Origin of the sequence: Roseivivax sp. THAF197b (assembly GCF_009363255.1) — a bacterium.
In the GTDB taxonomy this organism is placed as follows: domain Bacteria; phylum Pseudomonadota; class Alphaproteobacteria; order Rhodobacterales; family Rhodobacteraceae; genus Roseivivax.
Window position 1 is genome coordinate 1,941,770 of record NZ_CP045318.1, and the last position, 12,481, is coordinate 1,954,250.

Annotated in this window: 7 protein-coding genes; all 7 read left to right on the forward strand. The window is 64.5% G+C overall.

The window, feature by feature from the left end; translation table 11 throughout:
• The first annotated feature begins 27 nt into the window (after window positions 1-27).
• The 7 genes from FIV09_RS09625 (at window position 28) to FIV09_RS09655 (ending at window position 12,481) form a co-directional block, all read left to right on the forward strand.
• Entirely contained in the window at window positions 28-999 is a 972-nt protein-coding gene (locus tag FIV09_RS09625; protein WP_152449739.1) for a glucokinase, read from the forward strand.
• 123 nt (window positions 1,000-1,122) lie between these two features.
• The gene (locus tag FIV09_RS09630) at window positions 1,123-3,528 is read left to right on the forward strand and encodes a glycogen/starch/alpha-glucan phosphorylase (protein WP_152449740.1); all 2,406 of its coding nucleotides are present in this window, start codon (window positions 1,123-1,125) and stop codon (window positions 3,526-3,528) included.
• A gap of 60 nt (window positions 3,529-3,588) precedes the next feature.
• Window positions 3,589-5,769: a 1,4-alpha-glucan branching protein GlgB gene (gene glgB, locus FIV09_RS09635; RefSeq protein WP_152449741.1), complete on the forward strand. Its 2,181-nt coding sequence runs from the start codon at window positions 3,589-3,591 to the stop codon at window positions 5,767-5,769.
• Between the two features lie 220 nt (window positions 5,770-5,989).
• Entirely contained in the window at window positions 5,990-7,258 is a 1,269-nt protein-coding gene (glgC, locus tag FIV09_RS09640) for a glucose-1-phosphate adenylyltransferase (RefSeq protein WP_152449742.1), read from the forward strand.
• On the forward strand, window positions 7,255-8,658 hold the full coding sequence (glgA, locus tag FIV09_RS09645) for a glycogen synthase GlgA (protein ID WP_152449743.1): 1,404 nt from the start codon (window positions 7,255-7,257) through the stop codon (window positions 8,656-8,658). The genes glgC and glgA overlap by 4 nt, the downstream gene beginning before the upstream one ends.
• On the forward strand, window positions 8,655-10,745 hold the full coding sequence (glgX, locus tag FIV09_RS09650) for a glycogen debranching protein GlgX (protein WP_152449744.1): 2,091 nt from the start codon (window positions 8,655-8,657) through the stop codon (window positions 10,743-10,745). The genes glgA and glgX overlap by 4 nt, the downstream gene beginning before the upstream one ends.
• A 104-nt stretch (window positions 10,746-10,849) precedes the next feature.
• Window positions 10,850-12,481 (forward strand): alpha-D-glucose phosphate-specific phosphoglucomutase, encoded by a 1,632-nt coding sequence (locus FIV09_RS09655; RefSeq protein WP_152449745.1) that lies wholly within the window; start codon window positions 10,850-10,852, stop codon window positions 12,479-12,481.

Sequence of the window (12,481 nt, forward strand, 5' to 3'; positions counted from 1 at the left end):
CCGGTGCAAGCCGCTTTGAGGGATCCCATGGCCGACAATTTCGAACATCTGGCCGTCGTGGCCGATATCGGTGGCACCAATACCCGCGTGGCGCTGGCGCGCGACGGGGTGGTCGACCGCGACACGATCCGACGCTATCGCAATGCCGAGAATGCCAGCCTGGAGACCGTGCTTGCCGATTATCTCGGCGCGGCGGAGGCCAAGCCCGACGCGGCCTGTGTGGCCATGGCAGGCCCGGTGCGCGACGGGATCGGCAAACTGACCAATCTCGACTGGCGGGTCGACAAACGCTCGGTGGCGCAAGCGAGCGGTGCCACGACCGTGGCGGTGCTGAACGATCTGCAGGCGCAGGGCCATGCGCTCGATGCGCTGACGGCCGATGTGCTGACGCCGATCCTTCCGGGCCAGCCCGCCAGTCCGCAAGCCGCGAAACTCGTCGTGGGCGTGGGCACCGGGCTCAATGCCGCACCGGTGTTCCGGCTGGGCGGCCAGACGCTGGTGCCGCCATCCGAAACCGGCCATGTCTCGCTGAAGGCGCGCAATGCCGAGGAACTGCGCCTGCGCGACTGGGTTGCGCGCAAGCATGACATGCCGGGCTTCGAGGACGTCCTTTCCGGCCGCGGCTTTGAACGGATCCACGCCTTTCTCTGCGATGAAGAAGGCACGGGCACGCCCATGTCCGCCGCCGAGATCATGGAGGCGCAAGGCCAGGACGAACAGGCGCGCCGGGCGGTTCAGCTCTTCACTCGGCTCCTTGGCGCCTATGTCGGCGATTTGGCGCTGATCACCCTGCCCTTCGGTGGTGTCTACCTCTGTGGCGGTGTCACCCAGCATTTCGCGCCGCATATTGCCAGCGCCGCCTTCACCGATGCCTTCTGCGACAAGGGCCGGTTTTCCGAATTCATGCAGCAATTCCCGGTGCATGTGCTGACCGACGATTACGCGGCCCTGACGGGCTGCGCTTGCCATCTCACGGAGCTGCACCACCTCGGCGCATAATGGCACCAAAATAGGCAGCGCTGCGCGGCCGGGACACAGATTGCGCCCTTGGCCTGCCCGGGGTCTTGCCAATCGTGCGGGAACGCGCTTTCAGAGGTGTTTGCGATAACAGGAGTGTCCGAAATGAACATCGCGACCCCCCCGACCCAAACCACGACCCATGTGCTGCGTGACGCGATCGTGCGGCACCTGTGCTACAGCTTCGGGCGCGAGCCGGAATATGCCGGAACCGAGGATTGGCGCATGGCGCTGTCCTTCGCGATTCGCGACCATATCGCCGACAGCTGGTTCAAGGCCGCGGGCGTGGCCCGGCGCGAAGGCGCAAAGCGGGTCTATTACCTGTCGATGGAGTTTCTCATCGGGCGGCTTCTGGAAGACGGCATCGTCAATCTCGGCCTCGTGGATCAGGCGCGCGACGCGCTGGCGGAGCTTGGCCAGGATTACGACACGGTGCTCGCGGACGAGCCTGACGCCGCCCTCGGCAATGGCGGCCTCGGACGGCTGGCGGCGTGCTTCCTCGAAAGCCTGTCGACGCTGGGCTGCCCGGCCTATGGCTACGGTATCCGCTATGAGCACGGCCTCTTCCGCCAGAGCTTCCAGGGCGGACGGCAGATCGAGTCGCCCGAGACCTGGCTCCTGCAGCGCCATGCCTGGGAATTCGAACGTCCCGATGCACGCTTCCACATCGGGTTCGGCGGCCATGTCGAAGACGCGCAGGGCAAATCGGTCTGGCATCCCGGCGAATATGTCGATGCGGAGGCCTATGACACGCCGATCATCGGCTGGAAGGGGCGCTGGGCCAATACGCTGCGCCTTTGGTCGGCAAAGGCCGCCGATCCGTTCGATCTGCCTGCTTTCAACCGCGGCGATTTCGCCGCTGCGGCCGAGCCCGAAGCGCTGGCGCGCACGATCTCCCGCGTGCTCTATCCCGACGACACCACGGAACAGGGCAAGGAACTGCGCCTCAAGCAGGAATTCTTCCTCGTGGCCGCGGCGCTGCGCGATATCCTCGCGCGGTTCGACAAGGAACACAGCGACATCCGCACCCTGCCCGACAAGGTCGCGATCCAGCTCAACGATACGCACCCCGCCGTGGCCGGACCCGAACTTGTGCGCATCCTGCATGACGAGCGGGGCCTGCCCTTCGAGGAGGCGATGCAGATCGCCCGCGCTTGTCTCTCCTACACCAACCACACGCTGCTGCCCGAGGCCCTGGAAAGCTGGGGCGAAGGCCTGTTCGGTCGGCTCCTGCCCCGGCATCTGCAGATCGCCGACATGATCGACAACGCCCATTACGAGGCGAACCCGACGCGCACGCAATCCATGCGCTCGGACAACCAGGTCAAGATGGGCCAGCTGTCCTTCGTCATGGCGCACAAGGTCAACGGCGTCTCCGCGCTCCATACCGAGCTTATGAAGGAGACGGTCTTTTCGGAGCTGCACCACCTGCATCCCGACCGGATCATCAACCAGACCAACGGCGTCACTCCGCGCCGCTGGCTGCTGTCCTGCAATCCGCGCCTCTCGGGTCTCATCACCGACACGATCGGCGATAACTGGGTCGATGATCTGGAACGGCTGCGCGAGCTGGAGCCTGCCATCGAGGATGCCGCCTGGCGCGACCGCTTCGATACCGCCAAGCGGGAAAACAAGGCCGATCTGTCGAACTGGATGTCCGAGACGCAAGGCGTATCGGTGAACCCCGACGCGATGTTCGACGTGCAGATCAAGCGTCTGCACGAATACAAACGCCAGCACCTGAACATCCTCGAGACCATCGCCCTTTGGCAGGAGATCAAGGACAACCCGCAGGGCGACTGGACGCCGCGCGTGACGCTCTTCGCCGGCAAGGCCGCGCCCGGCTATGTCTTCGCCAAGGATATCATTCGCCTTATCAACGACGTGGCGGGCGTTCTTAATTCGGACAAGGCCAGCCGTGATTTGCTGCAAGTGCTTTTCCTGCCCAATTACAACGTCACGCTGGCCGAGCGCCTGATCCCCGCCGCGGACCTCTCCGAGCAGATTTCCACCGCCGGAAAGGAAGCGTCGGGCACAGGCAACATGAAGTTCGCCCTGAACGGGGCGCTGACCATCGGCACGCTCGATGGGGCCAATGTCGAGATCCGCGAGCATGTGGGCGCCGACAACTTCTTCCTCTTCGGCATGACCGCCTCCGAGGTGATGGAACGCCGCAAGATCGAGGATCACGCGGCGCAGGCCATCGCGGCCGATCCGCGTCTCGAACGTGCACTCGATGCGATCCGCTCCGGCGTCTTCTCGCCCGATGAGCCGGATCGCTACGCGCATATCGCCGACAACCTTGCCGGGCCGGATTACTTCCTCGTGGCGTCGGATTTCACCGATTACTGGCGCGCCAGCCGCGAAGCGGACGCGGCCTTTGCCGATCCCGCGACCTGGACGCGCAAGGCCGCGCTCAATACCGCACGGTCGGGCTGGTTCTCCTCGGACCGGACGATCCAAGGTTACATGCAGGATATTTGGGCGGCCCGCTCCTATCTGGGAAGCTGAGCCGGGTCTCATTTCCGACGGTGCGTTGAAGCTTCGGATACGGGTGCTAAGGTGGTGTGCATGGCTGATCATGCACACCTTCCCCGCCCCGCCCTGAAGCGCATTCTCGATGCGACCAGCGACGATCCCTTCGCCGTGCTGGGGCCGCACGAGGTCGAGGGCGCGCGTCATGTGACGGTCTTCGATCCCGGCGCGGCCCAGATCCACGCGGTGATCGGCAAGAAGACGCATCCGCTCGATCCGGTCTCAGATCTGCCCGGCATCTTCTGCGGCGCGGTGCCCGGTGGCGACCCTTACGGCCTGCGCGGCACCGATGCGGCGGGCAAAAGCTGGGACATGGAAGACACCTACCGCTTCGGGCCGGTGCTGGGCGAGATCGACGAATACCTCCTGGGCGAAGGCACGCATTCGCAGCTTTGGAACGCGCTTGGCGCGCATGTGATGACGCATGAGGGCGTCCACGGTACCCATTTCGCGGTCTGGGCCCCCAATGCGCGCCGCGTCTCGGTCGTGGGCGAATTCAACGGCTGGGACGGGCGTCGCCACCTGATGCGCCGTCGGGGTGCCACCGGCGTCTGGGAAATCTTCATCCCCGGGGCGGGCGAAGGCACCGTTTACAAGTACGAGATCATCGGCGCGCAGGGCAATCTGATGCCGCTCAAGGCCGACCCTGTGGGCTTCGGCTCCCAGCATCCGCCCGAGAACGCCTCCGTCGTGCGCGACATCAAGGGATATGGCTGGTCGGACGACAAATGGATGACCAAGCGCGCGGCCTTGAACAGCCGCGACGCGCCCATCTCGGTCTACGAGGTGCATCTGGGATCGTGGAAGCGCAAGGCCGACAATCGCCGCATCTCCTATGTGGAGGCCGCGAAAGAGCTCGTCGAATATGTCACCGATATGGGCTTCACGCATATCGAGCTGATGCCGATCTCGGAATATCCCTTCGACGGCTCTTGGGGCTATCAACCCGTGGGCCTCTTCGCGCCCACCGTGCGCCACGGCCCCCCGCATGAATTCCGCGACCTGGTGAATGCCGCGCACAAGGCGGGCGTCGGCGTGATCCTCGATTGGGTGCCGGGGCATTTCCCCACCGACCCGCACGGGCTTGGTCAGTTCGACGGCACCGCGCTTTACGAACATGCCGACCCGCGCGAGGGCTTCCATCAGGACTGGAACACGCTGATCTATAATTACGGGCGGCGCGAGGTTAAAAACTTCCTGACCGCCAACGCGCTTTACTGGCTCGACGAATACCATGTGGACGGGCTGCGCGTGGATGCGGTGGCCTCGATGCTCTACCGCGACTATTCACGCAAGGACGGCGAATGGGTCCCCAACAAGGATGGCGGGCGCGAGAATTACGAGGCGATCGACGTTCTGCGCAACATGAACATCCAGACCTACGGCGCGCATGAGGGCATCATGACGGTGGCGGAGGAATCCACGTCTTTCCCGAAAGTGTCGCGACCCGTCTACGAGGACGGGCTCGGCTTCGGGTTCAAATGGAACATGGGCTGGATGAACGACACGCTCGAATACATCAAGCTCGACCCGATCTACCGCAAGCATCACCACAACCAGATGACCTTCGGTCTGGTCTATGCCTTCTCGGAGAACTTCATCCTGCCGATCAGCCATGACGAGGTGGTGCATGGCAAGGGCTCCATGCTGGCGCGCATGCCGGGCAACGATTGGGAGCGGTTCGCGAACCTGCGCGCCTATTACGGCTTCATGTGGGGCCATCCCGGCAAGAAACTGATCTTCATGGGCCAGGAATTCGCGCAACCCGCCGAATGGAACCACGATGCGGAGCTCGATTGGGGCGCGCTCGACAATCCGGCCCATGGCGGCATTCAGGCCTTGGTGCGCGATCTGAACAAGCTTTATGCCGAAACCCCCGCGCTGCATGTGAAGGATTGCGACCCCGAAGGCTTCCAGTGGATCGAGGAGAACGACGCGGATCGCTCCGTCCTTGTCTGGCGCCGCAAGGGCGGGCCGGATGACAAGGAAGTCGTCGTGCTGTGCAATTTCACACCCGTCGAGCAGAATTACCATGTGGGCCTGCCCGAGCCCGGCCGCTGGCGCGAGGCGCTCAACACCGATGCCGGGATCTATGGCGGCGGAGATCGCGGCAATATGGGGGTCGTCGCCGCGGAGAAAGGCGAAAGCCACGGCCTGCCCGCCAAGGCGGAGGTCTACCTGCCGCCCCTGTCGACGGTGTTCTTGGTCAAGGACTGAGCCAGCTTTCGTCCCGCGGTGCGCCGAAGACGCGCGCCACCATCACGCCACGCCACCGCTGATCTGCCTGCCCGCAGGACCGCGCGGGCAATATGCCCTTGATACCTATCGGAAAGCCGCTTCCCGCCGGGATCCCGCGCCCCCTAGCCAAGCGCGCTTCGAACCGTCACACTCAAGGCCAAGGCACAGCAGATGCCGTGCTTAGGAAAGGGAGGAAACTATGGTCGATAGCGCAACACGGTTGTCGCAACGGTCGATGGCGTTCGTGCTCGCGGGCGGTCGTGGATCACGCCTGAAGGAACTCACGGACCGACGCGTCAAACCGGCCGTCTATTTCGGCGGCAAGACCCGGATCGTGGATTTCGCACTCTCGAACGCGCTCAATTCCGGCATCCGAAAGATGGCGATTGCCACGCAATACAAGGCCCACAGCCTCATCCGCCATTGCCAGCGCGGCTGGAGCTTCTTCCGGGCCGAACGCAACGAATTTCTCGATATCCTGCCCGCCTCGCAGCGCTACGACGAGCAGACCTGGTATCGCGGCACCGCCGATGCGGTCGCCCAGAATATCGACATCGTCGACAGCTATGATGTGGATTACGTGGTGATCCTCGCGGGCGATCATATCTACAAGATGGATTACGAGCTGATGCTGCGTCAGCACGTCGAGACGAAGGCCGACGTGACCATCGGCTGTCTGACCGTGCCCCGCGCGGAGGCCTCGGCCTTCGGCGTCATGGCCGTCGACGACAACGACGTGATCACCTCGTTTCTCGAAAAGCCCAAGGACCCGCCGGGCACACCGGACGACCCGAACGTGACGCTGGCCTCCATGGGCATCTACGTCTTCAACTGGGCCTTCCTGCGCGATCTTCTGGTACGCGACATGGAGGATCAGAATTCGAGCCACGATTTCGGCAACGATCTGATCCCGGAGATCGTGAAGAACGGCAAGGCGCAGGCACATCGCTTCACCGATAGCTGCGTGCGCGCATCCTCCGAGGCCAATGCCTATTGGCGCGACGTGGGCACCGTGGATGCCTTCCACAAGGCCAATCTGGATCTCACCAATTTCGCGCCCGAGCTTGACCTCTGGGACAAGGACTGGCCGATCTGGACCTATGCCGAGGCGACGCCGCCTGCGAAGTTCATCCATGACGAGGCCGACCGGCGTGGCTCCGCGATCTCGTCCATGGTGTCGGGTGGCTGCATCATCTCGGGCTCCGAGATCCGCGAGTCGCTGCTCTTCACGCAGGTGCACACCAATTCCTATTCCTCGCTCGAACGCGCGGTGGTGCTGCCGCGGGTCTATGTCTCGCGCAAGGCGCAGCTCAAGAACGTGGTAATCGACCGGGGCGTACATATTCCTGAAGGCCTTGTCGTCGGCGAAGACCCCGAGGAGGACGCCAAGTGGTTCCGCGTCTCCGAAGGCGGCGTCACGCTGATCACCCAGCGGATGCTCGATGCCCGGGCGGCGAAGCTGGGATGAAGGTCCTCTCGGTCGCCTCGGAATGCGTGCCGCTCGTGAAGACCGGCGGGCTTGCGGATGTGGCGGGCGCCCTGCCCGGCGCATTGGCGCCCATGGGCGTGGAGATGCGCACGCTGATCCCCGCCTATCGCGCGGTCAAGGCGGCCATGGGGGACGACACCTGTCACGATCTGGGCCCGCTATTCGGCGGCCCGGCCCGGCTCATCGAGGGCAAACTGGGTGAAACGATGCTCTATGCGCTCGATGCGCCGCATCTCTTTGATCGCGACGGCAGCCCGTATCTTGATGCGAACGGCCAGGACTGGCCCGACAATCCCGTGCGCTTTGCCGCCCTCTCCCATGCCGCGGCCCAACTCGCGAGCCGGGGCATCGAGGGATGGATGCCGGATCTCGTGCATCTGCACGATTGGCAGGCGGGGCTCACCCCGGTCTATCTGCGCCAGATGGGGGCGTCAGACCGCGTGGGCACGCTCGTCTCGATCCACAACATCGCCTTTCAAGGCATGGCGCCCGCCTCGATGCTGTCGGCCATGGATCTGCCGCAGGCGGAGTTCACCGAACAGGGGTTCGAATTCTGGGGCCAGATCTCGGCCCTGAAGGCCGCGCTCACGGGCTGCGACCGCATCGCCACGGTCAGCCCCACCTATGCCGAAGAGCTTCTGACGCCCGAATTCGGCATGGGGATGGAAGGCATCCTGACCGAACGAAGGGGCGATTTGTCGGGCATTCTCAACGGCATCGACACCGATGCATGGGCGCCGCCCTACAAGACCCCACGTGGCAAGGCCCGCCACAAGAAGGCGCTGCGGAAAGAGTTCGGCCTGCCCGATTGGGACGGCCCGCTTTGCGTCCTGATCTCGCGGCTCAGCCACCAGAAAGGGCTCGATGTTCTTCTGGATGCGCTGCCCGCACTGATCGATCATGGCGGCCAGTTGGCGCTCCTGGGGTCGGGCGATCCCGAGCTCGAGGCGGTCTTCCGGCGCGCGGCCGAACATCCCGGCGTATCCGTGAAGATCGGCTATAACGAGGCGCTGTCGCACCGCATGATGGCCGGTGGCGATGCGATCCTGGTGCCGTCGCGGTTCGAGCCATGCGGGCTCACCCAGCTTTACGGTCTCAGCCATGCCACGCTGCCGCTGGTCGCGCGCACGGGCGGGCTCAACGACACGGTGATCGATGCCAATTCCGCCGCCCTCAGCGCGGGCGTGGCCACGGGGATACAGTTTCATCCCGTGACGGCATCGGCATTGGCGGGCGCCTTTGCGCGCCTACATGGTCTTTGGCGCAAGCCTGAGATATGGACGCGCATGATGAAGAACGCGATGGCGCAGGACGTGGGATGGCAGGTCTCGGCCCGAGCCTATGCCACGCTTTACCAGGAAATCGTGTCGACCAAATGACCCCGATCCCAGCGCCCGCACCGGGCAAAGCCGCGCCGCTCGGCGCCACTTTCGATGGCGACGGCACCAATTTCGCCGTCTTCTCCCAACACGCGACGGCCATGTATGTCTGCCTCTTTTCCGAGGACGGAGAGACGGAGACCACGCGCATCAAGCTCATGGAGCGGGACGGCGATGTCTGGCATGGCTACCTTCCGGGCGTGCGTCCGGGCCAGCTTTACGGGCTGCGCGCTGACGGGCCCTACGCGCCCGAGGCGGGCCATCGTTTCAACGTCAACAAGCTTCTGATCGACCCCTATGCCAAGCGGCTGACGGGCCATCCCGAATGGGACGATGCACTCTACGGCTTCACCCGCGAGCATGAGGACGAAGACCTGTCTTTCGACACCCGCGACAGCGCGCCCTTCATGCCGCGCTGCGTGGTCGAGGATCCGAGTTTCGCCTGGGGCGAGACGCGCCATCCCGACACGCCCATGGAAGAGACCATCGTCTACGAGGCGCATCTGAAGGGCCTGACGCAGGAATTCCCCGGCGCGGAGCCGAAGGGCGGTGCGCTCGCGCTCGCCTCCGATGCGATGATCGACTACCTCACGGATCTCGGCATCACGGCCGTCGAACTGCTGCCGGTGCACGCCTTCATCAACGACCGCTTCCTGATCGACAAGGATCTGACGAATTACTGGGGCTACCAGTCGATCGGCTTTTTCGCCCCCGATCCGCGCTACCTGTCGGAGGGTGGCATCAAGGAGATGCAGCACGCCGTGGCACGGTTGCACGCCGCGGGTATCGAGGTCTGGCTCGACGTGGTCTACAACCACACCGGCGAGGGCGACAATACCGGCCCGACCCTGTGCTTCCGCGGTCTCGACAACGCCGCCTATTACCGGCTGACCGAGGACAAGCGCTACTACATCAACGACACCGGCACCGGGAACACGATCAATATCGAGCATCCCATGGTGATGCGTATGGTGATGGACAGCTTGCGCTACTGGGTCGAGACCTTCCATATCGACGGCTTCCGCTTCGATCTCTGCGCCACGCTCGGGCGCACGAAGGACGGGTTCGATCCCGGCGCGGCCTTCTTCGATGCCGCACGCCAGGACCCGGTGCTCGCAGGCGTGAAGCTGGTGGCCGAGCCTTGGGATATCGGCCCGGGTGGCTATCAGGTCGGCGCTTTCCCTCCGCCCTTTTCGGAATGGAACGACAAGTACCGCGACGGTGTGCGGCGCTTCTGGCGCGGCGATGCGGGCATGACCCCGGAACTGGCTGCGCGGATCACCGGATCGGCCCAGCAATTCGATCATTCGGGCCGCCCCGCGACCGCGAGCGTAAACCTCATCACCGCCCATGACGGCTACACGCTGGCCGACACGGTCTCCTTCGTCGAGCGTCACAACGAAGACAACGGCGAGGACAATCGCGACGGGCATGGCGAGAATTATTCCGACAATTTCGGCGTCGAAGGCCCCACGGACGATCCCGATATCCAGGCCGCACGCGCGCTGCGCCAGCGCAACATGCTGGCCACGCTGATGCTGTCCCAGGGCACGCCGATGCTGCTGGCAGGCGACGAGTTCGGCAACAGCCAGGGCGGCAACAACAACGCCTATTGTCAGGACAATCCCATCGGCTGGCTCAATTGGGGCGATTGCGACCGCGACCTGCACGCCTTCACCCGCCGCCTCATCGCCTTCCGCAAGGCGCATCCGATCCTGCGGCAGAAGCGCTTCCTGCATGCGCGCGAACGGGTCGTGGATGGCATTCCCGATCTCTTCTGGTGGCGTGCGGACGGCACGGAGATGCAGGACGCCGATTGGGAAAACCCCGACCGCGCGCTGGTCTGCGCAGAGATGCGCATGGCAAGCGGAACCGCGCCCTACGCACAACGCGAAGAGGCGCTCTATCTGGTGTTCAATGCAGGCGATGCAGGCGAGATCACCCTGCCAGAGCCCCCCGAGGGCGCTATCTGGGTCTGCCACATCGACACCGCCCACCCCGATGCCGACCCATGGGTCGCAGACGGCACGGCAGAATTGCACGGTCCTGCGACACTTGCCTTCGTTCTGGAGGAAAAGCCCGACTGACGGGCATTTCACGGGGCCTGCCCCTTGTCATTCCGGCCATGAGCCGCATGCTTGGCGCCTGAGCCGTGAAAGAACCATTCCAAACTCCGAGGAGGAGAAACGATATGGAGATCATCACTGTCGACACGCGCCCGATCGATGGACAAAAGCCCGGCACGTCGGGGCTGCGCAAGAAGACGCGCACCTTCATGGAGCCGCACTACCTCGAGAATTTCGTGCAATCGATCTTCGACGGGATCGGCGGGCTGAAGGGCAAGACGCTCGTTCTCGGCGGCGATGGTCGCTATTTCAATGATCGCGCCGCCCAGGTCGTGCTGCGCATGGCCGCAGCCTCGGGCGCCGAGAAGGTCATCGTCGGGCAGAACGCGATCCTGTCGACGCCCGCCGCCTCGAACCTCATCCGAACGCGGCAAGCCGATGGCGGCATCATCCTGTCGGCATCGCACAATCCCGGCGGTCCGGGCGGTGATTTCGGCGTGAAGTTCAACACGGCCAATGGCGGCCCCGCGCCCGAGAATATCACCGCCAAGATCCACATGGCGACACAGGCCTGCATCCGTTATTTCATCGCGGAAGCGCAGGATATCGACCTCTCCGCCCCGGGCCATGCCAGCCTCGGGGAGATGGAGATCGAGATTGTCGATCCCGTTGCCGATTACGCCGCGATGATGGAGAAGATCTTCGATTTCGACGCGATCCGCGCGCTGTTCAAAAGCGGCTTCACCATGCGCTTCGACGCGATGCACGCGGTCACCGGACCTTATGCGCATGCGATCCTCGAAGGCGCGCTCGGCGCTGCGGACGGCACCGTGATCAACGGCACGCCCGACCCGAGCTTCGGCGACGGCCATCCCGATCCGAACCCGATCTGGGCCAAGACCCTGATGGACGAGATGTATTCCGAGGATGGCCCGGATTTCGGCGCGGCCTCGGACGGCGATGGCGACCGCAACATGATCGTGGGCAAGAAATGCTACGTCACGCCCTCTGACAGCGTGGCGGTTCTCGCGGCCAATGCCACGCTGGCCCCTGCCTACAAGGGCGGGCTCAAGGGCGTGGCACGCTCCATGCCCACCTCGCGCGCGCTTGACCGCGTGGCGCTGCGCCTTGGCGTCGATTGCTACGAGACGCCGACGGGCTGGAAATTCTTCGGCAACCTTCTGGACGCGGGCCGCGCCACGATCTGCGGCGAGGAAAGTGCCGGCACCGGCTCTGACCACGTGCGCGAAAAGGATGGCCTTTGGGCCGTGCTATTCTGGCTGAATATTCTGGCCGAGAAGAAGACCTCCGTGGCGGATCTGATGGCCGAGCATTGGGCGACCTACGGGCGCAACTACTACACCCGGCACGATTACGAGGACGTGGACGCCAAGGCCGCCGAGGGGCTGATGGCCGATCTGCGCGGGCGGCTCTCCACCCTGCCCGGCACCGAGGCTGCGGGCCTCACGGTCGAGGCGGCGGATGAATTTGCCTATGACGATCCGGTCGACAAGTCCCGCGCCGAAGGCCAGGGCCTGCGGATCACGCTCTCGGGCGGCGCGCGCATGGTCTTCCGGCTCTCGGGCACCGGCACGGCGGGCGCCACCCTGCGCGTCTATCTCGAACGCGCCGAGACCGATCCCGACAAGCTCGATCTCGACCCGCAGGAAGCGCTGGCCCCCGTCATCGCTGCCGCCGAGGCATTGGCCGATATCAAGGCGCGCACCGGCCGCGACGGCCCGGATGTGACCACTTAA